Source organism: Phreatobacter sp. (genome assembly GCF_030691135.1).
In the GTDB taxonomy this organism is placed as follows: Bacteria; Pseudomonadota; Alphaproteobacteria; order Rhizobiales; family Phreatobacteraceae; genus Phreatobacter.
This window is the reverse complement of the sequence record NZ_JAUYFA010000109.1, coordinates 1-23,484: the sequence shown is the minus strand read 5'-3', so window position 1 is coordinate 23,484 and position 23,484 is coordinate 1. Positions and strand designations below refer to the sequence as shown.

Sequence of the window (23,484 nt, the reverse complement as noted above, 5' to 3'; positions counted from 1 at the left end):
GCGGCGGTCCGACGGATTGACGAGATACATGTTCTCGCCGACCACGACGTAGCGGTACTCGGTCATGCCGACGTCAGCCGGGAAGGCACGCAACTCGACGGTCTGCGGCAGAACGGCGCCGCGGGTGACAGTCATGCCGTTCGGCAGGATGACGGCGGCCGGACGCCGGGACTGCCAATACGAGCGGATCATGCGCTGCTGCTCCATGTTCGGAGCATTGATATTGCCGGTGTTGCGCGGCGCGTTGGAGTCGGGCAGGCCGCCCGGTGCGCTGCCGCCGGTCTGGGCATAGGCGGCGGTGCTGGCGGCGAGAGCGATGGCGGAAGCCATGAGCAATTTCTTCAAGGGATCGTCTCCGGTTCTGGGCCTTCGGGCGTTGGCCCTCGGCCACGTTGAAGGGATGAGGACCTCAGTTTCGAGCACTGGGGGCCGTCATGGGATCAACGTGGAGACGCTGCCGGCGTTCCTAACCGGACTTTGAGCCGGGGGCCCGTCCGCCGGGCTTCCGCGGCGGCAGTTCCCGATCCATCAGGCGGAGATCTTCTCGAAGCCCTTGCGGATCTTCTCGATCGGCAGGTCACGTCCGATGAAAACGAGGCGGCTTTCGCGCTTCTCTTCGGCCTTCCAGGCGCGCTGGTGATCGCCGTCGAGGATCATGTGCACACCCTGGAACACGAAGCGCTCCGGGTCGTCCTTGAACGCCACGATGCCCTTGCAGCGCAGGATCTTCGCACCCTCGACCTGCGTCAGGTCCTGAATCCAGGGGAAGAACGTGTCGGGATCGAGCTGGTTGTCGGTGCGCAGCGAGACCGACTGCATGTGCTCGTCGTGATAGTGCTTCAGCCCGTGGCTCGGGTGATCGCAGTCCGGGCCGGTATGGTCGTGATCATGATGGTGATGGTCATGGCCGTGGTCGTGACCGTGCCCATGGTGATCGTGACCATGGTGATCATGACCATGGCCATGGTCGTGATGGTGGCCGTCGTCTTTCTGCAGGAAGGCCGGCTCGATCTCGAGGATACGCTCCAGGTCGAAGGCGCCGCGCGACAGGACGGCATCCAGCGGCACCGCGCAATTCTGCGTCTTGTGCAGGACCGCATAGGGATTGATGGCGCGGATGCGGGCTTCCACCTCGCGCAACTGGGCGGGTGTCACCAGATCCGTCTTGTTGAGCAGGATCACGTCGGCGAAGGCGATCTGGTTCTTCGCTTCCGGCGCATCCTTCAGGCGATCGATGAGCCACTTCGCATCGGCCACCGTGACCACGGCGTCGAGCGCCGTCCGCGCGCCGACCTCCTCGTCGACGAAGAAGGTCTGGGCGACCGGAGCGGGATCAGCGAGGCCGGTGGTCTCGACGATGATCGCGTCGAACTTGCCCTTGCGCCGCATCAGCCCCTCGATGATGCGGATCAGGTCGCCGCGCACGGTGCAGCAGATGCAGCCGTTGTTCATCTCGAAGACTTCCTCGTCGGCGCCGACGATGAGGTCGTAGTCGATGCCGATCTCGCCGAACTCGTTGACGATCACGGCGAAGCGCTTGCCGTGGTTCTCGGTGAGGATCCGGTTCAGCAGCGTCGTCTTGCCGGCGCCGAGATAGCCGGTCAGCACGGTCACCGGAATCTTCTGGAGAGCGGCGGTGGAGGGGGAAGCGGCGGCGGCGTCGGTCATGGTCGTTCCATCGGCCTGAAGGGTTCTGCGCTCATATAGGTGAGCGGCGGGCGGTGCGGAATGGGCGATCAGCCCTGCGCCATCGCTCCGGCGATCTGGCGTGCATTGTGCCGCATCATCTCGACATAGGTCGCGGCCGGACCGCCGGCTTCCGACAGCGCGTCGGAGTAGAGCTTGCCGCCGATCTTCGCGCCGGTCTCGGCGGCGATGCGCTGGATCGCGCGTGGGTCCGAGATGTTTTCCATGAACAGCGCCGAGACCTTTCCCTGGCGGATCTGGCGGATGAGGGCGGCGAGCTGTCGGGCGGAGGGCTCGGAATCGGATGACACGCCGCGCACGGCGAGCACATCCACGTCATAGGCCTTGGCGAAATAGCGGAAAGCGTCGTGGGTGGTCAGCAGGCGGCGCTGCGGCCGCGGAATGGCGCCGACGGCGGCGCGGATCTCCGCGTCGAGCGCCGCCAGCGTCGCGTCATAGGCGGCCGCATTGCGGGCGAAAGCCTCGGCCCGTTCGGCGTCCGCCTCCGACAGTCCGGCGGCGATGGCCTTCACATAGAGCCGTGCATTGGCGACGTCCTGCCAGGCATGCGGATCGAAGGCGCCATGCGAATGGCCATGGGAGTGGCCGTGTGAATGGCCATCTTCGGCCTTGAGCGCCGTCACGCCCGTCGACGCCGTCACCACTTTGGCGCGCGTGCCGGAGGAGCGGACCAGGCGGGTCAGCCATCCCTCGAAACCGAGCCCATTGACCACGACGACCCTCGCGGCCGCCAGGGAGCGGGCATCGGCAGGCGTCGGCGAGTAGGAATGGGCGTCGCCGTCGGGACCGACGAGACTGGTCACGGCGACATGTTCGCCTCCGACCTGCCGCACCATGTCGGCCAGGATCGAGAAGCTCGCCATGACCGGCAGCGGCGGCGTCGCCTGGGCCATGGTGGACCTGGCAAAGAAGGGAGCGGAAAGCAGGGCGGAAACGGCGTGGCGTCGCGTGAACATGGAAATCGTCCTCCGGTCGGGACTTCAGGCCTCGCGGTGCCGCGCCGGCCAGTAGGTGGGCACGAGACCACCGCGCGGGCCGAAAACGAGCGACACCAGATAGATCACCCCCGCCATGAGGACGATCGATGGGCCCGAAGGAGTTTCCATGTTATAAGATAACACCAAGCCTGCATAGCCCGATGCGATGCCGAAGCCGACGGCGATGGCGGCGAGCGCCGTGACGTCGCGCCCCCAGAACCGCGCGGCGATGGCCGGCAGCATCATCAGCCCGACCGCCAGCAGGGTGCCCAGCGCATGGAAACCCGCCACCAGGTTGAGGACGACGAGGCCGAGGAAGACGAGATGCGACGGCGCCCCGGACCGCGACACCGACCGCAGAAAGCCGGGGTCGACGGAATCGAGCACCAGCGGCCGCCACAGCAGGGCAAGCGCCACGAGCGTCACTGTGGTGATGGCGGCGAGAAGGATGAGCGTCGGATCGTCGAGCGCCAGAACCGAGCCGAACAGGACGCGGAAGAGATCGACATTCGATCCGCGCATGGAGACGATGATGACCCCCAGCGCCAGCGAGATGAGATAGAAGGCCGCCAGCGAGGCATCCTCCTTCAGCATGGTGAAACGCGCGACGAGCCCGGCCGTGAGCGCCACCGCGAAGCCGGCCGCGATACCGCCCACCGTCATCGGCACCAGCGCGAGGCCGAACAGGAGATAGCCCGCCGCGGCGCCCGGCAGGATCGCGTGGGCCATGGCATCGCCCATCAGCGACATCCGCCGCAGCATCAGGAAGACGCCGACCGGCGCACCGCCCAGCGACAGCGCGATGGCGCCGACCAGGGCCCGGCGCATGAACTCGAATTCGACGAAGGGGCCGATCAGCGCGTCATACATGCCGGGGGAAGGCTCCCTCTTTCCGCGGGGCAATCGGCATGGTGCTCACGCCGCCTCGGCGCAGATGCCCGCGTGATCGTCGAAGGCTTCCGTCATCCGCCGTGCCGCCAGCAGGTTTTCAGGCGTCAGGACCTCGTCGGTCGGGCCCCAGGCGATGGCCCGGCGCGCCAGGAGAAGCGATTGCGGAAAGGCCTGGCGCACCGTCTCCATGTCGTGAAGGACGGCGACGACCGTGCGCTTCTCGGCGTTCCAGCGGCGCACGAGGTCGAGAAGGTCGGCGCAGGTCTTGGCGTCGATGGCCGTGAAGGGCTCGTCCAGCAGGATCAGTCTGGCATCCTGCACCAGAAGCCGGGCGAAGAGCATGCGTTGCAACTGTCCCCCTGACAGCGTGCCGATGGTGCGCGCCTCGAAGCCGGTCAGCCCGACGGCGGCCAGCGCCTGGTCGACGGCCTGGCGATCGGCCCGGGACAAGCCGCCGAACAGGCCGGTGCGGCGCCACATCCCCATGGCGACCAGTTCGAACACGGTGATCGGGAAGGTGCGGTCGATCTCGGCGGCCTGTGGCAGGTAGGCGATGGCATGGCGATCCGATCGGGTCATCTCGACCGCGCCGCTGAGCGGGCTGATGGCGCCGGCGAGCCCCTTGAGCAGCGTCGACTTGCCGGCTCCGTTCGGGCCGACCACGGCGAGCATGGCGCCCTCCTCGATCCGCCCGTCGAGGTGGTGGACGGCGGGATGGCGGTCATAGCCGAGGGTGAGGTCGCGGATGGTGACGGCGGACATGGGCGGGTTCACGTCATGGCCCAGAGGGCGAGGAGCCAGAGCGTCGCGGCCAGCAGGCCGGCGGCCAGCAGCCGTCCCGTCGCCGACATGGTCAGGGCGGAGACGATGCGCAGACCCGGGACGGTACGGCGACCGGCATGGCCGTGGGCATGAGCCAGGTCATGCCCATGGTCAAGCCCATGGGCATGGCCGTGGTCATGGCCGCCGGCAGGAACCGGACGGGGGCTGGCGGGCAAAGCTGGAGTAGCCAAGAGTGGACGATCCCGGTCTCGTTGAGTGAAAAGTTATACAGTAGCAGCTTGGCCCCGTCCAACCACCTCCGGGTGCGGCCCAGCAGAGGATGAACGAAACTTGAGCGGCGGCGCGCTATGATCGGCGACTTCGCCGTGAAGATGACGGGAGCAAAGAGCATGGACGCGCCTGTGACCGAGCCGGACGGCCTCGGCGACGACTGGGTCTCCCGAACCCTCAGGCTTCAGCCGGATGCGGAGGGCGACGCGGTGGCGACCCTCGTCCACCGGCGGGACGCAGGCGGACCGGGACCGGCCATCCTCTACATCCACGGCTTCTGCGACTATTTCTTCCAGGACCATCTGGCCCGCCGCATGGAGGCGCTGGGCCATACGTTCTATGCCCTCGATCTGCGCAACTACGGCCGCTCGCTGCGTCCCCACCAGACCCCGAACTTCTGCACAGATCTCGCCGTCTACGACGAGGAACTGGACGCGGCCCTCCACATCATCCGCGAGCAGCACGGTCATCGACGCCTCGTCGTCATGTCCCATTCGACCGGAGGCCTGATCACGGCACTCTGGGCCCATCGCCGCGGCGGGCGGGGCTGGATCGACGCCATGGTGATGAACAGCCCCTGGTTCGACCTCGCGGGCAGCACCTTCCTGCGCGGGCCCGTGACGGCCGTCATCGATCTCGTCGGGGCGCTGGCACCCCGTCTCATGGTCAGCCGTCTCGGTCCCCACTACGGCCGCAGCATCCACCGCTCGGGAACAGGGACCTGGGACTACAACCTCGCCTGGAAGCCGATCGAAGGCTTTCCCGTTCTCGCCGGCTGGTTCCGGGCCATCCGCCGCGGCCATGCAACGCTCGGGAACGGGCTTGCGGTCGACGTCCCTGTCCTCGTCTGCTGCTCCGATCGGAGCGGCCCCAACAACCGGTGGCACGAGGACATCACACGCACCGACAGCGTGCTGGACGTCGAGCAGATCGCCGGTCGCGCGCCCTGCATCGGACCGGATGTGACCTTGGTCCGCATCGCCGGCGGTATCCACGACCTCGCCCTCTCGGCCGAGCCGGCGCGCGAGACCTATTTTGCCGCGGTTGCGACCTGGCTGGAACGGCATGGCGGTTGAGGCGGGACGACGGAAACCTTTCTGGTCTTCCGGCGTTGAGAGGACATTACCTCACACCGACCGGAGATCCACGATGATGAACCGTCCGTTTGCGCTCGCAGGCGCAACCCTTCTCGCCGCCGGACTTGCGTTGCCCGAAGCTGCCGAGGCGCAGCAGCGCGCCACCCGCGTCGGCGTGCTCAACTGCAATGTCGCGCCCGCGATCGGCTTCATCGTCGGCTCGCACCGCGAACTGAGCTGCGTCTTCCGCCCCGAGCGCCGTGGTCGCGCCGAGGGCTACGCGGGAACATTCACCCGCGTCGGCCTCGACATCGGGATCACCGGTCGCGGCGTGCTGGCCTGGGCCGTCTTCGCGCCGACCCGGCGGCTGTCGCCCTATCAGCTTGCCGGCAGCTATTCCGGTGCGAGTGCCCAGGCGACCTTCGCCGTCGGCCTCGGCGCCAATGCACTGGTCGGTGGCTCGCGCGACACGGTCGCCCTGCAGCCGCTCTCCGTGCAGGCGCAGACGGGCCTCAACCTGGCGCTGGGCGTCGGCAACATGACGCTCCGCCGCGCTGCGCTGCGCTGACCCGACCGACCATGGCGAAAGAGCCGGCTCCCGCAAGGTGCCGGCTTTTGCGCAGCTGGAGCGACGCCTTACTGGCGATATTGCTGTATGCGCGTCGTCCGCAGGCCGGCGAGGCCGTGGCGGTCGATGGAGGCCTGCCAATTGAGGAATTCCTCGACGGTCAGGGTATAGCGCTTGCAAGCCTCTTCGAGACTGAGGAGCCCGCCTCGCACCGCGGCGACCACTTCGGCTTTGCGCCGGATGACCCAGCGATGGGTATCGGGCGGAGGGAGATCTGCGATCGTCAGCGGACTGCCGTCCGGTCCGATCACATATTTCACCCTGGGACGCATGGGCTCGGTCATACTTACTCTCACACAACGCACGCGACTGACCACGTCATGAACTGAGAGTACCGACAGGACGTTAAATTTGGCCTAAATGAGATTCGACAATGAAACTCAACATTGTCATTGACCGAAAGCGCCCGGATTCGGCCGGAGGGCTGAGCGTTCAACCGTCGTCCAAGGGGGCACATCGGCCGCTCCGGTGACCGTCAGAGGGCGATGCCGAGAATGCGCGCGAGCGGGATGTTGAGGGTTCCCACCGTTACGCGGGGCGTTCCGGTCGACATGTCGACGGCGGTGACCTGGCCCTTGTGGGTTACGGCGACCTGCGTCGTCGCGGTGCCCGAGCCGCTGTAGAGTTCCATCGTATAGGGCTGGCTGCCCATGGTCCGGCCGTCGGAGCGCTTGCCGTCCCATTGATACTCGCTGGACTGGTTTCCGGTCAGCGAGACCTGCTTTTCCTGCACGACGACCCCGGCGGAGTCACGGATCCGCACGGTGTACTCGCCGGTCTGCCCCGGCGTGAACGTCCACTTCGCCCCTGTGGCGGTCGGCGACACGGTACTGGCATCGTAGGTGACGGTCTTGCCGAGGTAACCGAGCGAGGTGGTCGTCTGGTTGCCGGTGAAGGCGGCGATCATGTTGTCGAGCTTGGAGTTCGTCGCGATCTGCTGCTCGACCTGGGAATACTGCACCAGCTGCTGGGTGAACTGGTTGGCGTCCATCGGCTGGGTGGGATCCTGGTTCTTCAGCTGCGTGGTGAGCAACTGAAGGAACGTGTCGAAATTGTTCGACAGCCGGGATCCGGCGGTGGCCGTCGTGCCGGCCGGGGTCGTCGAGACCGGAGAGGTCGTGGTCATCGCGCGCCGTCCTTTCAGATTCGGATGTCGACGCCGCCGCGCATGGCGACAGCTCGGGCGTAGGTTGCCGCACTCGCCTGCAAGGCGGCCGCGGTTTCAGCATCCTCGACCACCATCTGGTGGCGGGTGGTCTGTGGTTCGGGCTGACGGTCCCGGGCATTCTGACCGCCCTGGTCCTTCAATGAGAATTCAAGGCTGCCTTCGCTCGTCTGCAGGCCGGCCTGCGCCAGCGCGCGCTCGAGGTTGCGCTGGTCGCGCTGCAGCAGGTCGAGCGTCTCCTGCTTCTCCACCACGAGCCTGGACTTGACGGCGCCGTCGCGGTCGACCGTCAGTTGCACGTCGATCCGGCCGAGTTCGGCGGGATCCAGGCGGATGTCGAAGCGGGTCGTGCCGGAACTGGCCCGCGCGGCGATGGTGACAGCGAGGGCATGGATCGGAACAGCCGAACCGGGCGCCGGGGCCTGCGCCGTCTTCTGAGCGACTTCGGTACCGAAGGCGGAGGGGCTGGCCGGCGCCGGGCTGGCACTGGCCTGGGGAGCCGGATCCGGCACGGCGCTATCGGCGGCGGCAGCAGCCGTCGGCGTCGCGACTTCGGCGACCTGCGGGCGGACGGCCTCGGCGCGTGCGGGTTCTGCCGGTTTTTCCGGTGCAGCCGTCGCAGGGTCAGCAGCGGGGCGCGCCGCGGCGGCTCGCTGATCCGTACCGGCGTCGCGCGATGCGGCTGCGATGGCCCCATTCTTCTCGCCGTTGGTTTCGCCTGATGCCGGCGTTGTCGTGGGCTTGATGCCTGCGGCTGCCGCCTGCACGGGCGCGGCGTCTCCCTCGGCCGTCGCACCGGCATCCCCAGCAGGCACAGCGGCCGCAGCATCGATCGCCGGGGCCTCCGCGGCGGGCGCCTCTGCTGACTCGCCGGTCGTCGGAGGAGCCACGGCTGGGGCCGCCAGGACCGGCGACTGAGCCGGCTGCGTCTGAGCGGACGCCACAGGCTGCGCCGGATCGGGCACCACAGGCTGCGGCGTGGCGGCGGCCTCCGGCGTCTCGGTTTTCGCTAGGAGCTTGTCGTCCGCGCTCCCGTCGCCCTGTTTCGGCATCGAATCGGCTTCGGTGGCGCCCGGCACCTGCTCCACCGGCCTCGCCTGCTCGCCGCGTGCGGCCGGCGGCTGGGCCGGTTCGACCGCGGTGGTGATCGCGGTCTCGGCGGCGGGCTTGGCGACGCGCGTGCGCCCTGGGCGGGTGACCCGCTCCGGTTCGCCGGACTGACGCTCCATCGCGTCCAGCGCCTCGGCAAAGGACGTGGAAGCCACCGGCTGACGCGCGGACTGGCTGGCCCGCGGAGCCGACGCGCCCTGCTGTGCGGTCATGATTGAAGAAGCCGACGACGCTGTCACGAAATGCCTCATGTGATCGAAAACGACCCATCATTGACGTCAGCAAGGCTCGGGCCACCGCGATGAGCGCGGAAAGACGAGCGATTCCAATGCCGGCTCGTGAGATCGACGCAACGCGGGCGGGGAAAACCCTGCCCTGCGCGGCAAGAATTGCCGGGTCGGTTTCAAACGGTTAGACGTGGGTTCAAGAACGAATTCAGGGCGGACCCATGCTTCTCGGCTGCATCGCGGACGATTTCACCGGAGCCAGCGACCTCGCCAACACGCTGGCCAAGGGTGGCATGGCCACCATGCAGTTCGTCGGCATTCCCGACGGACCGGCGCCAGGGGAATGCGAGGCCGGCGTCGTCGCCCTGAAGAGCCGCACCATCGCTGCCGAAGAGGCCGTCGCCCAGTCGCTCGCCGCCTGCGACTGGCTGCTGGCGCAGGGCGCGACCCAGATCCTCTTCAAGTATTGCTCGACCTTCGATTCCACGAGGGAAGGCAATATCGGCCCTGTCGCCGAGGCGCTGATCGACAGCCTCGGCGCCGATGTGGCGGTGGTCTGTCCGGTCTTTCCGGCGACGGGCCGGATGCTGTTCAATGGCCATCTCTTCGTGGGCGGGGTGCTGCTGAGTGAGAGCGGCATGCAGAACCATCCGCTGACGCCGATGACCGATCCGGACATCCGGCGCTGGCTGTCCCACCAGACGAAGGGCGAGGTCGGGCTCGTCCCCTTCTCCGTCGTCCGGCAGGGCTTCGACGCGATCCAGATCGCCCTCGCGGAGGAGGTAAAGGCGGGCCGACGCCTCGCCGTGGTGGATGCGGTGGCCGATGACGATCTCCTCGCCATCGGCGGCGCCATCGGCGCGGCGAAGCTCGTCACCGGCGGCTCGGGCATCGCACTCGGCCTGCCGGAGAACTTCCGCAAGAAAGGCCTGCTCTCCGGCCGCGGCACCGGCTTCACGCCGGGCCAAGGCGCCGCCGCGGTGATCTCCGGGTCCTGCTCCATCCAGTCGCGCGCGCAGGTAAAGGCCTACACGGCCCGCCATCCCGGCCTCGCGGTCATGCCCGACGACGTGATGAGCGGCGCCATGACAGCGCAGAAGGCCTTCGATCATGTGATGGAGCGCATCGGCCACGCCCCCATGGTCTATTCCTCCGCCGACCCCGCCGAGGTGAAGGCGGCGCAGGAGCGCTATGGAAAGGACGCAGTCGCCGGCGCCATCGAGGGCTTCTTCGGCGAACTCGCGGTCATGCTCGCCGACGCTGGCGTCGCTCGCCTGGTGGTCGGCGGCGGCGAGACCTCGGGTGCCGTCGTCACCGCGCTGGAAGTCGACCGTTTCCATATCGGCCCGGAAATCGATCCCGGCGTGCCGGCCCTCGCGGCGGAGGGTCCCCGCCCCATCCGCCTCGCTCTGAAGAGCGGCAATTTCGGCGCCCTCGATTTCTACGACAAGGCGCTCGCCGCCCTCGGTGACGCATGAACGCCGATGAGGCGAGCGCCCGCGAAGGCCTGGTGCTCTGGGGCAAGTCGATGTTCGACCGGGGCCTGACGCCCGGGTCCTCCGGAAACCTCAGCGTCCGCCTCGCCGACGGCTATCTCTTCACGCCCACCAATTCCTGCCTCGGCTTCCTCGACGCCGACCGGCTGTCGAAACTCGACGGCGAGGGCCGGCATGTCGGCGGCGATCCGCCGACCAAGGAACTGCCGCTGCACTTCGCCTTCTACGAGTCACGGCCCTCGGCCCGTGCGGTGGTTCACCTGCATTCCACCCACGCCACCGCCCTCTCCTGCCTCGCCGACACCGACCCGGACGACGCCATCCCGCCGATCACGCCCTATGTGGTCATGCGCGTCGGCAAGGTGCCGGTCGTGCCCTATACGCGCCCCGGTTCGGCCGATGTCGCGCCGCTGATCCGCGCCAGGGCGCCAGACCATCCCGCCATCCTCCTCGGCAGCCACGGCCCGGTGGTCGCCGGCACCAGCCTGGAGGCGGCCGTCTTCGCCATGGAGGAACTGGAGGAGACGGCGCGTCTCGTCATCCTCACCCGCGGCATGGCGGTCAGGCATCTCGCAGGCCAAGAGATCGCCGACCTCGAGGCGACGTTCAAACTCAGGGGATAGGACAGACATGCCACGCTTTTCCGCCAATCTCGGCTTTCTCTGGCAGGGCATGCCGCTCCTCGACCAGATCGAGGCCGCCGCCAAGGCAGGCTTCCGCGCCGTCGAGATGCACTGGCCCTACGATACCGATCCCCTGGCGGTGCGCGCCGCCTGCGACCGGCTGGGTCTCACCATGCTCGGCGTCAACACGGTGAAGGGCGACACGGCGAAGGGCGAGAACGGCCTCGGTGCCCTTCCCGGCCGCGAGGCCGAATTCCAGGCCGCCATCGATCAGGCCATCGCCTGGCAGGTCGCGGCCGGCGGCAAGGCGATCCACGCCATGGCCGGCATGGTGAAGCCGGCCGACCGGCCCGCAGCCACCAGCGTGCTGGTCGAAAACCTGTCGCGGGCCGCCGACAAGGCAGCCGTCCACGGCATCACGCTGCTGCTCGAGCCGCTCAGCCCGCGCGCAGCGCCCGGCTATTTCTACTCCACCCTGCGCGGCGCCGGCGAGATCATCGCCCGCGTCGGCAAGCCCAACGTCAAGATCATGTTCGACGTCTTCCACGTCGGCTGCGCCGAGGGTGACGTCCTCACCAACCTGTCGACCTGGTGGCCCCATATCGGCCATGTCCAGATCGCCGCCGTGCCGAGCCGCGCCGAGCCGGACGAGGGTGAGATCCACTTCCCGTCCATCTTCAAGGCCCTGGACGACAAGGGCTATGCCGGCTGGGTCGGCGCCGAGTACCGCCCGCGCCGCGACACCGATGCCGGGCTTGCCTGGGTCAAGGCGCTCGGCGTGCGGCTGGCCTGACCCCTGCCCATCTCGCAGGCGCGAGCCTATCTTGTGCAATGCAGCAAAAAAGCCATTGCGCTCAAGCTGTTGCGCAATCTCGTTGCGCCCGCCCTGTCGAGAACGAAATCGACAGAACGATTCCAATGTGACAGCGTCCTTGACCTAAGAAGGGCGGAATCTTCCGTCCTCCACACCCTGATTGCGCGGCGAACAGCCCGCAGATCCAGAGGAGCGCGCGATGGCGAAGGTTCCCCCCACATCTGCCGATCTCGCCAATGCCATCCGGTTCGACGACGTCTCGCTCGACGACAAGTATGACCTGACCAAGGAACGGGTCTTCCTCACCGGCGTGCAGGCGCTCGTCCGCCTGACGCTGATGCAGAAGGAACGCGATCGCCGCGCCGGGCTCAACACTGCGGGCTTTGTTTCCGGCTATCGCGGCTCGCCGCTCGGCGGGCTCGACCAGGCCTTCTTCAAGGCCCAGCGCAACCTCCTCGCCAGCGACGTGATCTTCACGCCCGGCCTCAACGAGGATCTCGCCGCCACCGCCGTCTGGGGCACCCAGCAGGCGGAAATGCGCGGCGAGGGCAAGTTCGATGGCGTCTTCGGCGTCTGGTACGGCAAGGGACCAGGCGTCGACCGCTCCGGCGACGTCTTCCGCCACGCCAACCTGGCGGGAACCTCGCCGAACGGCGGTGTGCTGGCGCTCATGGGCGACGACCACACGGCGGAATCCTCCACCGTCGCCCACCAGTCGGAATTCCATTTCGTCGACGTGATGATGCCCATCCTGAACCCCGCCGGGGCGCAGGAAATCCTCGACTACGGCCTCTACGGCTGGGCCATGTCGCGCTACGCCGGCGTGTGGACGGCGCTGAAGTGCATGAAGGACACAGTCGAATCGACCGGCGTCGTCGACGGTGCGGTCGATCGCGTCAATATTGTCCTGCCGGGCGACGAGGATTTCGTCATGCCGCCCGGCGGCGTCTCCATCCGGCCGAACGACGACCGGCACGAGCAGGAGATGCGCCTGCACATGTACAAGCGGGCCGCCGCCCTCGCCTTCATCAAGGCGAACAAACTGAACCGCATCATCACCTCCGGCGGCCGCCAGCCGAAGATCGGCATCATCACCACCGGCAAGAGCTATCTCGACGTCCGCCAGGCCTTCGACGAACTCGGCATCGACGAGGTGAAGGCCAACGATCTCGGCATCCGCCTGTTCAAGATCGCCTGTCCCTGGCCCCTCGACCCGGCGGAACTGCGCGCCTTCGTCACCGGCCTCGACCTCGTCATCGTCGTCGAGGAGAAGCGCTCGCTCATCGAGGTGCAGGTCCGCGAGGAGCTCTACGGCCACGTCCACCAGCCCATCGTCATCGGCAAGAGGGACGAGACGGGCGCCTGGCTCTTTCCCGTCCACGGTGCCCTCGATTCCAACGACGTCGCCATCTGCATCGGCGAGCGGGTGCTGAAACATGTCGGCCACAACGACCAGGTCGCCGCCAATGTCGCCCGCCTGAAGGGCGCCCAGGACATCCTGAAGACCACCCCGATCATCGCCACCCGCATTCCCTATTTCTGCTCGGGCTGCCCGCACAACACCTCGACAGTCGTGCCTGAGGGCATGCGCGCCTATGCAGGCATCGGCTGCCACTACATGGCCCTGTGGATGGACCGGAACACCGAGGGCTTCACCCAGATGGGCGGCGAAGGCGCCAACTGGGTCGGCGAGGCGCCGTTCTCCAAGCGCGGCCATGTCTTCCAGAACATCGGGGACGGCACCTACAACCACTCGGGTTCGCTGGCGGTCCGCTTCGCCGTCGCCTCGAAGGTGAACATCACCTACAAGATCCTCTTCAACGACGCCGTTGCCATGACCGGCGGGCAGCGCCACGAGGGCGGCCTGACCATGCCGATGATTGCGGCGCAGATGCGCGCCGAGGGCGTCGAGCGCATCGCCATCGTCACCGACGAGCCCGGCAAATATGCCGGCCAGGGCATCGCCTTTCCGACCGGCACCTCGATCGACCACCGCGACGACCTCGACCAGGTCCAGCGCGAGCTGTCCGCCCTGCCGGGCGTCTCGGTCCTCATCTATGACCAGACCTGCGCCGCCGAGAAGCGTCGCCGCCGCAAGCGCGGCACCTTCCCCGACCCGGTCAAGCGCGTCATCATCAACGAAGCCGTTTGCGAGGGCTGCGGCGATTGCGGCGTCGTCTCCAACTGCGTCTCCGTCCAGCCGCTGGAGACCGAGTTCGGCCGCAAGCGCACCATCGACCAGTCGTCCTGCAACAAGGACTTCTCCTGCGTGAAGGGCTTCTGCCCGAGCTTCGTCACCGTCCACGGCGCCGAGCCGAAGAAGGGCCAGGCCATGGCGGTGGAGGCCGATGTCTCCGCCCTTCCCGAGCCGGTCCTGCCCACCATCGAGCACACCTACAATGTGCTGATCGAGGGCGTCGGCGGCACGGGCATTGTGACGGTCGGAGCCATCCTCGGCATGGCCTGCCACCTGGAGAAGAAAGGCGTCGGCCTCATTGACATGGCCGGCCTCGCCCAGAAGGGCGGCGAGGTCTTCTCCCACATGCGCATCGCCCGCGTGCCCGAGGACATCCACTCCATCCGCGTCCATGCCGGCTCGGCCGATCTCGTCATTTCCGGCGACATCGTCATCGCCGGCGGCAAGAAATCCCTCGCCGGCATGAAATCGACGACCAAGGTGGTGGTGAACACCGTGGAGAGCATGCCGGGCCAGTTCACCCGCGACGCCAACTTCTCCCTGCCCTCCGAGAGGCTGAAGCGCGCCATCATCTCCCATTCCAGCCGCGAGACCACTCACCTGGTCGATGCCCAGCGCCTGGCCACGGCCCTGATGGGCAATTCCATCGCCACCAACCTCTTCCTCGTCGGTTATGCCTATCAGATCGGTGGCCTGCCGCTCACCGGTGCCGCCATCGAGCGGGCGATCGAGCTCAATGGCGAGGCGGTGAAGATGAACATCACCGCCTTCCGCTGGGGCCGGCTCTGCGCCCATGACCGCGCCGCGGTCGAGGCTCTGGTCGCGCCGGTGACCCGGCCGAGCGGGGTGGAGAAACTGTCCGCGTCGCTCGAGGAAATCATAGCCCGCCGCGTCGAGCAGCTCACGCGCTACCAGAACAGCGCCTATGCCGCGCGCTATGCGGGGCTGGTCGAGAGCGTGCGCAAGGCGGAGGCCGAGAAGGCTCCCGGCAAGCAGGGGCTGACCGAGGCGGTGGCGCGCTTCCTCTACAAGCTCATGGCCTACAAGGACGAGTACGAGGTCGCCCGCCTCTACACCGACGGCAACTTCCTCCAGCAGGTGGCCAAGACCTTCGACGGGCAGGATCTGAAGTTCGAGTTCCACCTCGCCCCGCCCTTGCTCTCGAAGCCCGACCCGCAGACCGGCGTGCCGCGCAAGACGAGCTTCGGACCCTGGATGATGACCGTCTATCGGGTTCTCGCCCGCATGAAGGGTCTGCGCGGTACCGCCTTCGACATCTTCGGCTACACCCACGAGCGCCGCACCGAGCGGCAACTGGTCAAGGACTACGAGGCTCTCGTCGCCGAGATCGTCGCGAAGCTGACTGCCGACAACCATGCCCTCGCCGTCGGTCTCGCCGCCATCCCGGAGAAGATCCGCGGTTTCGGCCACGTGAAGGCACGCCATCTCGACATGGCGAAGAAGGAAGAGGCAGCCCTGCTCGCCGACTTCCGCGCCGGCCCGAAGCCGGCGGTGAAGCTGGCGGCGGAGTAAGGCGGGACCACGGCGCGGCGCACTGCACGACGCAAGTGCGTCCTTCGAGGCTCACCATAACATCGAGCGAACGCAAGATGCGTTCGCCTCTCGCTATTGGCTCGCACCTCAGGATGAGGGCGGTTGAGCGCTGCAGTGAGGTCAAAAGCTGGCAGGAGGCCAAGTGGGGCGCTGGGACCCCTGACTGCCACTCACCACCTCCCTCATCCTGAGGTGCGAGCCCCGGCGATGCGTCAGCATCGTCCGGTGGCGAGCCTAGAAGGACGCACTGCCAGTCCTGCAGCGCCCCCCCAGGGATAGCACCCGCTCTCCCCGCAGGGCCCGGCCCCATCCGCCGCCTACCACCCCTTCCTGTTTCATGGCAGATACAAAATCCCCGCGTCTCGGACGGACTCCGCCATGACCTCGACCTTCATCCCCTCGCCCGTCGCCGCCGGCTGGGAGAGCGCCACGCCGGCCGAACTCGGCTTCGACGCCGCGAGGCTGAAGGCCGCCACCACCTTCGCCGAAACGGCCGAGAGCCCCTGGCCGATGAGCCTCTACTACCCGGACGGACGCTATGTCGGCATCGTCGAGTGGAACGAGACCGGCCCCTGGAGCGCCATCGTCGGGCCAGTCATTCCGCGCGGCAAGCCTGCCGGGGTCATCGTCCGGGGAGGCAAGGTGGCGGCCACATGGGGCGACGTCTCACGGGTCGACATGACCTTCTCGATCGCCAAGAGCTATCTCGCCATCCTCGCCGGCATCGCCTCCGACGACGGCCTCATCGCCATCGACGATCCCGTCGCGAAGACAGTCGACGGTCCGCATTTCGCCAGTGCCCACAATGCGAAGATCACCTGGCGCCACCTCCTGCACCAGTCCAGCGAGTGGGAAGGCGTCATCTTCGACAAGTCCGACCAGGTCGACCACAACCGCCAGATCGGCGCCGGCGCCGACAACAGCCGCAAGGGCAAGAAGCGCGCCCTGAAAGCGCCCGGTACCCATTACGAATACAACGACGTCCGCGTGAACGTCCTCTCCTACGCCCTGCTGCGCCGTTTCGGCCGCGCCCTGCCGGAGGTGCTGAAGGAGCGGATCATGGACCCCATCGGCGCCTCCGAGACCTGGCGCTGGCACGGCTACGAGACCTCCTGGGTCGATATCGACGGCCGCGAGATCCAGTCGGTCCCGGGCGGCGCCCATTGGGGCGGCGGCATCTTCATCTCGGCCCTTGACCACGCGAGGCTCGGCATGCTGATCAGCCGCGACGGCGCTTGGAACGGCCGCCAGCTCCTGTCCAAGGCCTGGATCGCGGACATGCTGACCCCCTCCCCCACCAACACCGACTACGGCTATCTCTGGTGGCTGAACCGCGGTCGCAGCCGCTTCTCGAACGCGTCGGAGGGCAGTGTCTTCGCGCTCGGGGCCGGCTCCAACATCATCTGGGTCGATCCAGAGTCCGACACGGTGGTGGTGGCGCGCTGGATGGACCAGACAAAGTTCAACGCCTTTTTCGGCCATGTCATGGACGCGAGGGCCTAAGCCCGCAGCGGATCGGGCCATTTTCCCTCGCCACCGCTTGATCCGCGCTCGATTTCGCGCCACAACATGCGTCGAATGCACGCACGTCGATAGGATCCCCGATGGCCGCAGCCGGTACCACCAACTGGACCAACATCGCCAATGTGATCGGCGCGACGGTCATTGTCGGCTCCGAAGCGGTCGGAGCAGGCGGGGCGACCGGCTGGGCGATTGCCAGCCTGTTGAAGCTCGGCGACCAGGCGGTCCTGGTCGCGACCCTCCTCGGCGTCGCCGTCGGCCTCGTGGCGACCGTTGCGTTCTTCCGCTCGGCAAACCGGGTCGAACCGTTCCGCTGAGGCCGGGCCCTCCGCCTCAGGCGGAATCCTTCCGCATGTACTGGACCTTGCGGTCCTCCATCTCTTTGACGGATGTGCGCACGAACCCTTGTCGCGCATACCATTCGATCCGCTGCGTCAGCCTGAAATTGGTGTAGAGCGTGACGAAGGGAGCGCCGAGGTCGCGCAGGCGCCGCTCGGAAAAGCTCAGGATCGCGGCGCCGTAACGCTTCCCGTGATGACGGGGATGCACCGCCAGCGAGACGATCACCGGCTCCGCCCCCATCTCGATCACGGCACAGGCCGAAAGCCCCTCGCCGTCCTCCGCCACCCAGATTTCCTGCGTCGCGATGGATTCGGCATAGTCCACCATGCGCGGGAACGAGACACTTCCGGTCAGCGTCTCGTTCGGCAGATAGGCCGCTTCCTTGAGCGCGGCGATGGCGGGCACGTCGCGCAGGGTCGCCCGGCGTAGCGTGAGGCCGGCCTCCTCCGCCGTCGTCGCGTTCATCACCGCGAGGCTCACCTTCTGCCGGCCGTCGGCGTCGAAATTCTCGGGCGAGAGCCAGCGCGTGAAGGCGAGGCGGCGCTGCGGCCATTCGCAGTCGAGCATCGAGTACCAGGCGGTGTCGCGATTGGCACCCTTGGCGATCATGTGCTGGCGGAACAGGCCCTCGAAGGTGAAGCCGAATCGCACAGCCGCCTTCTTGGAGGGCTCGTTGAGATCGTTGCACTTCCATTCGTAGCGGCGGTAGCCGAGCGTCTCGAAGACATGGCGCATCAGGAGGAACTGCGCCTCCGTCGCCGCCGGCGTCCGCTGCAGGGCCGGCGTGTAAAGGATCGAGCCGACCTCGATGACCCGGTGGGTGGTGTCGATGCGCATCAACGACAGCCAACCGATGGCGCGGTCGTCCCTGTCGGCGATGGCCCAGTAGACCGGGTCCGTGGTGCCGGCGGCGATCTTCTCCACATGGGCGGCGAAGTCCGCCTTGTCGGCATAGGGGCCGGAGAAGAGATAGGCCCACTGCCAGGCGGCTTCCGGGCCGTGGGAGAGAGTGTAGAGCCCGTCCGTGTCGCGGGCCGGGTCGAGCGGGCGGAGCCGGCAGTAGCGCCCTTCGAGGACGACGTGGGTCGGGCGGGGCGCCGGCGTCGTGTCGACGGCGAAGCCGAATGTGGGCGCGCTCAAGGGATGCTCCGGTCAGGACTGGGGATGATGGGTGCGGAAGAAGCCGTTCAGCGCGCCGAAAGGCTCGGCCGTCGCCAGCGCGTCGAAGCTCCCCTCGCTCGCGAGGTCGCGCGCCGCCTTCATGAACCCGCCCCAGGCGGCGCGCGCCAGCGCCGAACCGACGGAGATGCGGCGCACGCCGAGCGCCGCGGCATCCGCCACCGTCAGACCGATGGGGCTGGAGATCAGCAGATTGACGGGCTTCGGCGCCACCGCCGCTACCACCTCGCGGATCTGCTCCGGGGTCCTCAGGCCCGGCGCATAGAGCACGTCGGCGCCGGCCTCCGCATAGGCGACGAGGCGCTCCAGCACCGTCGCCTGGGCGTCGGGCAGGCCGAAGAGGTGGGCTTCGCAGCGCGCCGTCAGCAGCACGCCCGTGCCCTTCAGGGCCTCGACCGCGGCACGGATGCGCTCCACTGCAAGGTCGAAGGGATAGATCACCTCGTCCGCCGTGTCGCCGTGATCCTCGATCGAGAGACCGGCGACACCCGTCGCCACGCAGAGCCGGCAGTTCTCGGCGACATCAGCGGGTTCGCGGGCATAGCCGGACTCGAAATCGGCATTCACCGGCAGGTCCGTCGCCCCAACGATCTCGGCGATATGGGCGAGCGCCATGTCGCGCGGCACCGCCCAGTCCGTGTCGGGCAGGCCGCGCGAGAAGGAAAAGCCCGAGGAGGTGGTGGCGAGGGCCAGAAAGCCGAGATGCTTCAGCATCATCGCCGTGCCGATGTCCCAGGGATTGGGAATGACGAAACAGCCTCTCTCGTGCAGGCGGCGGAAGGCGGTGCATTGCAGCGAGGCATCCATGGCATGACCCCTGGTTCAGAACGCAAAAGTCGCGCGACCGGAGCCGCGCGACAACAGCGTTTTTCGTGATGGCAGGGATCGCCTGAGGTGATGGTCCGTCAGTGGTTGTCGCGCGGGATGCCCCGCTTCTGCGCGATCTTCTGGTATTTGACAGCCGGCTTCAGAACCATGCCGTCGGAGAGCTGGCTGACCATCGAGCGCTGGATCTCCTGCCATGGCGTCTGGCTCTTCGGAACCTTGAAGCCACCGTTGGCCTTGAGCTCGGCCATGCGGGCGGCGAACTCTTCCTCCGAGATGAGGATGTTGGCCGAGCGCTTGTTCAGGTCGATGCGCACCCGGTCGCCGGTCTTGAGGACGGCGAGCCCGCCATTGGCGCCCGCCTCCGGCGACGCGTTGAGGATGGAGGGCGATCCCGACGTGCCGGACTGGCGGCCATCGCCGATGCAGGGCAGGTCGCGGATGCCCTTCTTCAGGAGGGCGGCCGGCGGCTGCATGTTCACCACCTCAGCCGATCCGGGATAGCCGAGCGGCCCGACGCCGCGCACGAAGAGCACGCAGGTCTCGTCGATGGCGAGTGCCGGATCGTCGATCCGGTGGTGATAGTCCTCCGGCCCCTCGAAGACGATGGCCCGCCCCTCGAAGGCGTCCTTGTCCTTCGGGTTCGACAGGTAGCGCTTGCGGAAGTCGGCGGAGATGACGCTCGTCTTCATGATCGCCGAGTCGAACAGGTTGCCTTTCAGCACGATGAAGCCGGCATCCTTCACCAGCGGCTTGTCATAGGGCCGGATGACGTCCTCGTCGGTGATGACGGCGCCCTGGACGTTCTCGGCCATGGTCTTGCCATTGGCGGTGATCGCGTCACCGTGGATCTTGCCGGCCTTCAGAAGCTGGTTCATCACGGCGGGCAGGCCGCCGGCACGGAAATACTCCTCGCCGAGATAGGCGCCGGCCGGCTGCATGTTGACCAGCAGCGGCACCTCGTGGCCGACCTTCTCCCAGTCGTCGATGTCGAGCTTCACGCCGATATGCTTGGCGATGGCGTTGATGTGGATCGGCGCATTGGTCGAGCCGCCGATCGCCGAATTGGCCACGATGCAGTTCTCGAAGGCCTTGCGGGTGAGGATGTCGGAGGGCTTCAGGTCCTCCCAGACCATGTCGACGATCCGCCGTCCGGTCGCGTAGGAGATCTGGCCGCGCTCGCGATAGGGCGCCGGGATCGCGGCGCAGGAGGGCAGCGACATGCCCAGCGCCTCGGCGAGGCCGTTCATGGTCGAGGCCGTGCCCATCGTGTTGCAATGGCCGATGGAGGGCGCCGACTTGGTGACGACGTCGATGAACTCCTCATAGGTGATCGTGCCGTCGGCCTGCAGCTTGCGTGCCTCCCAGACGACCGTGCCGGAGCCGGCGCGCTTGCCGTTCCACCAGCCGTTGAGCATCGGCCCCCCCGACAGGACGATGGCGGGAATGTTGACCGTCGCCGCCCCCATCACCATGGCCGGCATGGTCTTGTCGCAGCCGGTCAGCAGCACGCAGCCGTCCAGCGGATAACCATAGAGAATCTCGACCAGCGAAAGATATTGCAGGTTGCGGTCGAGCGCAGCGGTCGGGCGCTTCAGCGTTTCCTGGATCTGGTGCACCGGGAACTCCAGCGGAATGCCGCCGGCATCGCGAATGCCGTCCTTCACGCGCTGGGCAAGCTCGATATGGTGGCGGTTGCACGGCGAGATGTCCGAGCCGGTCTGGGCGATGCCGATGATCGGCTTGCCCGAGCGCAGCTCCTCCACCGTCAGGCCCCAGTTGACCGTGCGCTCCAGATAGATCGCGGTCATGCCGGGATTGTCGGGATTGTCGAACCACTGCTTCGAGCGGAGGTTCTGGGGCTTCATCTTCCGGCGGGCCATGGGCATTCCTCCAATGCTGCGCTGCGAAGCGTTCAATCGATTGAAGTTCTCGCCGCGTCGTCGTTTCACCGGATTTGACCGTGACGACGGACGGATTGCAACGGCAAAAGCGGCGGATGGGACATGCGGCGAAGGGCAGCATGTGATATGCTGCGGAAGCATATGCTTCCGGAGGATGTACCATGGCCATCACGGTTCGGAACAAGGCCTTGGAAGAGCGGATCAAGCGGATCGGCCGCCAGCGAGGGATGGGGCCGACAGCCGTCATCACCTGGGCCGTTGAAACCGCTGACAAGACGCCGGCGGACACGCTGCCACCCGAAGAGGTTGATCGCCGGATGAAGGCTCTCGATGAGATCACGCAGCGCATTCGCGCGACGATCACCGACGCCGATCGGGCCGCGATGAAAGCCATCGAGGACGACATGTATGATGAGTTCGGCCTGCCAAAATGATCGTCTGCGACACGTCGGCGCTGATCGCGATCCTGAAGGTTGAGCCTGACTCTATCACGTTCCGGCGTGCGATCGCAGAGGCAAGGCCGATCGGCATCCCCGCGTCGGTTTATCTGGAAGCTGCCATGGTCGCCTATGGCCTCAAACTTGGACGCGGCGAGCTCGATGCCATCATCGCTGCATCGACCATCGCCTTCATTCCCCTGGACGAGCCCGTCGCCCGCATCGCCGCCGACGCCTTCGCCCGCTATGGCCGCGGAACTGGCCATCCGGCCGCGCTCAACTTCGGCGACTGCATCAGCTATGCGACCGCGATGCACCTCGATTGCCCGCTGCTGTTCAAGGGCGACGACTTCCGGCATACCGATGTCAAGGTCGCCCTCTAGCGCGACCGTGAGCCATCCGGAAACGTGCCATGACCCTGCAGACTGTCGCCAATTTCGACCGAATCGGTGAGGAGAACGCCTTTGCCGTCCTCGCCCGCGCCACCGCGCTGATGCGCCAGGGCAAGGATGTCATCAATCTCGGCATCGGCCAGCCGGATTTCGCGACGCCGGAGAACATCACCGAAGCCGCCATCAAGGCCATCCGCGACGGGCATCACGGCTACACGCCGGCCAACGGCATCCTGCCGCTGCGCGAGGCGGTGGCCGCCGATCTCGACCGCCGCTTCAAGGTCCAGGTCTCGCCGGAAGAGGTGATGATCGTCCCCGGCGGCAAGGTCACCATGTTCATGGCGATCCTGATGTTCGGCGAGCCGGGAGCGGAGATCCTCTATCCGGATCCGGGTTTCCCCATCTACCGCTCGATGATCGAATATACCGGCGCGACGCCGATCCCCGTGCCGATCCGCGAAGAGAACGGCTTCGCCTTCTCCGCTGACGAACTCCTGTCGCTGATCACCCCGAACACCCGGCTCGTCATCGTCAACTCGCCGGCCAATCCCACCGGCGGCGTCACCCCGAAGGCGGAGATCGACAAGCTCGTCGCCGGCATGGCGCGCTTCCCCGACGTCGCCATCATGTCGGACGAGATCTATGACCAGATGGTCTATGACGGCGAGGAGCATGTCTGCCTCCTCTCCTATCCCTCCATCCGCGACCGGACGATCCTGCTCAACGGTTGGTCCAAGACCTATGCCATGACCGGCTGGCGCCTCGGCTACTCGGTCTGGCCGGGCAAGCTCTACGAGTACGCGCGCAAGCTCGCGGTGAACTCGTTCTCCTGCGTCAACGCACCCTCGCAGTTCGCAGCGCTCGAAGCCCTTACCGGTCCGCAGGACGCGGTCGGCAGGATGGTCGCCGAGTTCGACGCGCGCCGGAAGCTGGTGGTCGAGGGGCTGAACAAGCTGCCCGGCGTCTCCTGCATCGTGCCGAAGGGCGCCTTCTACGCCTTTCCCAACATCAGCCAGACCGGCTGGAAGGCGAAGCCCCTGGCCTCGGCCCTGCTCGAGGATGCCGGTGTCGCCACGATCGGCGGGCCGGATTTCGGCGTCCATGGCGAGGGCTATATCCGGCTGAGCTACGCCAACTCCCCGGAGAACATCCTCAAGGCGCTGGACCGGATGAAGGGCTTCCTGGAGCGGCGGAACAGTTGAGGCCGAACGGGCCGACCGCGTCCGCCCCTTTGGGACGGCGCAGATCCGAAGAGAATTCGTGGATGCCCGGCACAAGACCGGGCATGACGGGTGGAGTTTCCGGAGCCTCCACGGCGACAGTCTGCCATTGCCCTCTTCGCGTCATGCCCGGCCTTGTGCCGGGC

General features: G+C 67.1%; 23 protein-coding genes. 11 read left to right on the top strand and 12 right to left on the bottom strand.

The annotated features are described in order from the left end of the window. From Q8O26_RS19855 to Q8O26_RS19830, 6 genes are all read right to left on the bottom strand, one after another. Nucleotides 1-345: DUF1236 domain-containing protein (locus Q8O26_RS19855; protein WP_305578804.1), on the bottom strand; the 345-nt coding region annotated here is incomplete at its 3' end. Between the two features lie 183 nt (nucleotides 346-528). Next, nucleotides 529-1,668: a GTP-binding protein gene (locus Q8O26_RS19850; protein WP_305578802.1), complete on the bottom strand. Its 1,140-nt coding sequence runs from the start codon at nucleotides 1,666-1,668 to the stop codon at nucleotides 529-531. A gap of 68 nt (nucleotides 1,669-1,736) precedes the next feature. Continuing rightward, nucleotides 1,737-2,663 carry a metal ABC transporter solute-binding protein, Zn/Mn family gene (locus Q8O26_RS19845; RefSeq protein ID WP_371134610.1) on the bottom strand — a complete coding sequence of 309 codons (927 nt, stop codon included), beginning with the start codon at nucleotides 2,661-2,663 and terminating at the stop codon, nucleotides 1,737-1,739. 24 nt (nucleotides 2,664-2,687) lie between these two features. Continuing rightward, the gene (locus tag Q8O26_RS19840; protein WP_305578800.1) at nucleotides 2,688-3,554 is read right to left on the bottom strand and encodes a metal ABC transporter permease; all 867 of its coding nucleotides are present in this window, start codon (nucleotides 3,552-3,554) and stop codon (nucleotides 2,688-2,690) included. Nucleotides 3,555-3,599: 45 nt separating this feature from the next. Then, nucleotides 3,600-4,337 carry a zinc ABC transporter ATP-binding protein AztA gene (gene aztA / locus Q8O26_RS19835; protein ID WP_305578798.1) on the bottom strand — a complete coding sequence of 246 codons (738 nt, stop codon included), beginning with the start codon at nucleotides 4,335-4,337 and terminating at the stop codon, nucleotides 3,600-3,602. An 8-nt stretch (nucleotides 4,338-4,345) separates the two neighbouring features. After that, nucleotides 4,346-4,588, bottom strand: coding sequence for a hypothetical protein (locus tag Q8O26_RS19830; RefSeq protein WP_305578796.1), 243 nt, complete (start codon nucleotides 4,586-4,588; stop codon nucleotides 4,346-4,348). Between the two features lie 159 nt (nucleotides 4,589-4,747). Between Q8O26_RS19830 and Q8O26_RS19825 the strand changes: the two genes are divergently transcribed. Together Q8O26_RS19825 and Q8O26_RS19820 are read left to right on the top strand one after the other, a co-directional pair. Then, a complete protein-coding gene (locus tag Q8O26_RS19825) occupies nucleotides 4,748-5,704 on the top strand; it encodes an alpha/beta hydrolase (RefSeq protein ID WP_305578794.1) in 957 nt (318 codons plus the stop codon). A 76-nt stretch (nucleotides 5,705-5,780) separates the two neighbouring features. Continuing rightward, the gene (locus tag Q8O26_RS19820; RefSeq protein WP_305578806.1) at nucleotides 5,781-6,272 is read left to right on the top strand and encodes a DUF992 domain-containing protein; all 492 of its coding nucleotides are present in this window, start codon (nucleotides 5,781-5,783) and stop codon (nucleotides 6,270-6,272) included. Between the two features lie 68 nt (nucleotides 6,273-6,340). Here the strand turns inward: Q8O26_RS19820 and Q8O26_RS19815 are convergent, their stop codons facing one another. From Q8O26_RS19815 to Q8O26_RS19805, 3 genes are all read right to left on the bottom strand, one after another. Next, nucleotides 6,341-6,616: a DUF1153 domain-containing protein gene (locus Q8O26_RS19815; protein WP_106749419.1), complete on the bottom strand. Its 276-nt coding sequence runs from the start codon at nucleotides 6,614-6,616 to the stop codon at nucleotides 6,341-6,343. A gap of 191 nt (nucleotides 6,617-6,807) precedes the next feature. Next, nucleotides 6,808-7,458: a flagellar hook assembly protein FlgD gene (locus tag Q8O26_RS19810; RefSeq protein ID WP_305578789.1), complete on the bottom strand. Its 651-nt coding sequence runs from the start codon at nucleotides 7,456-7,458 to the stop codon at nucleotides 6,808-6,810. Nucleotides 7,459-7,472: 14 nt separating this feature from the next. Next, nucleotides 7,473-8,819, bottom strand: a complete 1,347-nt coding sequence (locus tag Q8O26_RS19805; protein WP_305578787.1) for a flagellar hook-length control protein FliK — start codon at nucleotides 8,817-8,819, stop codon at nucleotides 7,473-7,475. Between the two features lie 236 nt (nucleotides 8,820-9,055). Here Q8O26_RS19805 and otnK point away from each other — a divergent pair, with 236 nt between their 5' ends. From otnK to Q8O26_RS19775, 6 genes are all read left to right on the top strand, one after another. After that, nucleotides 9,056-10,312 (top strand): 3-oxo-tetronate kinase, encoded by a 1,257-nt coding sequence (otnK, locus tag Q8O26_RS19800; protein ID WP_305578785.1) that lies wholly within the window; start codon nucleotides 9,056-9,058, stop codon nucleotides 10,310-10,312. Then, on the top strand, nucleotides 10,309-10,953 hold the full coding sequence (locus tag Q8O26_RS19795) for an aldolase (protein WP_305578783.1): 645 nt from the start codon (nucleotides 10,309-10,311) through the stop codon (nucleotides 10,951-10,953). The genes otnK and Q8O26_RS19795 overlap by 4 nt, the downstream gene beginning before the upstream one ends. Nucleotides 10,954-10,960: 7 nt before the next feature. Continuing rightward, nucleotides 10,961-11,746, top strand: coding sequence for a hydroxypyruvate isomerase family protein (locus Q8O26_RS19790; protein WP_305578781.1), 786 nt, complete (start codon nucleotides 10,961-10,963; stop codon nucleotides 11,744-11,746). 220 nt (nucleotides 11,747-11,966) lie between these two features. Next, nucleotides 11,967-15,497: an indolepyruvate ferredoxin oxidoreductase family protein gene (locus tag Q8O26_RS19785; RefSeq protein ID WP_305578779.1), complete on the top strand. Its 3,531-nt coding sequence runs from the start codon at nucleotides 11,967-11,969 to the stop codon at nucleotides 15,495-15,497. Between the two features lie 399 nt (nucleotides 15,498-15,896). Further along, complete coding sequence (locus Q8O26_RS19780; RefSeq protein ID WP_305578777.1) at nucleotides 15,897-17,021, top strand: serine hydrolase; 1,125 nt, start codon at nucleotides 15,897-15,899, stop codon at nucleotides 17,019-17,021. A 101-nt stretch (nucleotides 17,022-17,122) separates the two neighbouring features. After that, nucleotides 17,123-17,356 (top strand): hypothetical protein, encoded by a 234-nt coding sequence (locus tag Q8O26_RS19775; RefSeq protein ID WP_305578775.1) that lies wholly within the window; start codon nucleotides 17,123-17,125, stop codon nucleotides 17,354-17,356. Between the two features lie 16 nt (nucleotides 17,357-17,372). Here the strand turns inward: Q8O26_RS19775 and Q8O26_RS19770 are convergent, their stop codons facing one another. From Q8O26_RS19770 to Q8O26_RS19760, 3 genes are all read right to left on the bottom strand, one after another. Further along, a complete protein-coding gene (locus Q8O26_RS19770) occupies nucleotides 17,373-18,521 on the bottom strand; it encodes a GNAT family N-acetyltransferase (RefSeq protein WP_305578773.1) in 1,149 nt (382 codons plus the stop codon). Between the two features lie 12 nt (nucleotides 18,522-18,533). Next, nucleotides 18,534-19,367, bottom strand: a complete 834-nt coding sequence (locus Q8O26_RS19765; protein ID WP_305578771.1) for an oxaloacetate decarboxylase — start codon at nucleotides 19,365-19,367, stop codon at nucleotides 18,534-18,536. A 98-nt stretch (nucleotides 19,368-19,465) separates the two neighbouring features. After that, a complete protein-coding gene (locus tag Q8O26_RS19760; RefSeq protein ID WP_305578769.1) occupies nucleotides 19,466-21,268 on the bottom strand; it encodes an IlvD/Edd family dehydratase in 1,803 nt (600 codons plus the stop codon). A gap of 182 nt (nucleotides 21,269-21,450) precedes the next feature. Here Q8O26_RS19760 and Q8O26_RS19755 point away from each other — a divergent pair, with 182 nt between their 5' ends. Genes Q8O26_RS19755 through Q8O26_RS19745 form a run of 3 tightly spaced genes read left to right on the top strand, consistent with a single transcriptional unit; the run spans nucleotide 21,451 to nucleotide 23,320 of the window. Further along, nucleotides 21,451-21,723 carry a type II toxin-antitoxin system VapB family antitoxin gene (locus Q8O26_RS19755; RefSeq protein WP_305578767.1) on the top strand — a complete coding sequence of 91 codons (273 nt, stop codon included), beginning with the start codon at nucleotides 21,451-21,453 and terminating at the stop codon, nucleotides 21,721-21,723. Beyond that, nucleotides 21,720-22,109 (top strand): type II toxin-antitoxin system VapC family toxin, encoded by a 390-nt coding sequence (locus Q8O26_RS19750; protein WP_305578765.1) that lies wholly within the window; start codon nucleotides 21,720-21,722, stop codon nucleotides 22,107-22,109. The genes Q8O26_RS19755 and Q8O26_RS19750 overlap by 4 nt, the downstream gene beginning before the upstream one ends. A 29-nt stretch (nucleotides 22,110-22,138) precedes the next feature. Then, entirely contained in the window at nucleotides 22,139-23,320 is a 1,182-nt protein-coding gene (locus tag Q8O26_RS19745) for a pyridoxal phosphate-dependent aminotransferase (protein WP_305578763.1), read from the top strand. Nucleotides 23,321-23,484 lie beyond the last annotated feature (164 nt).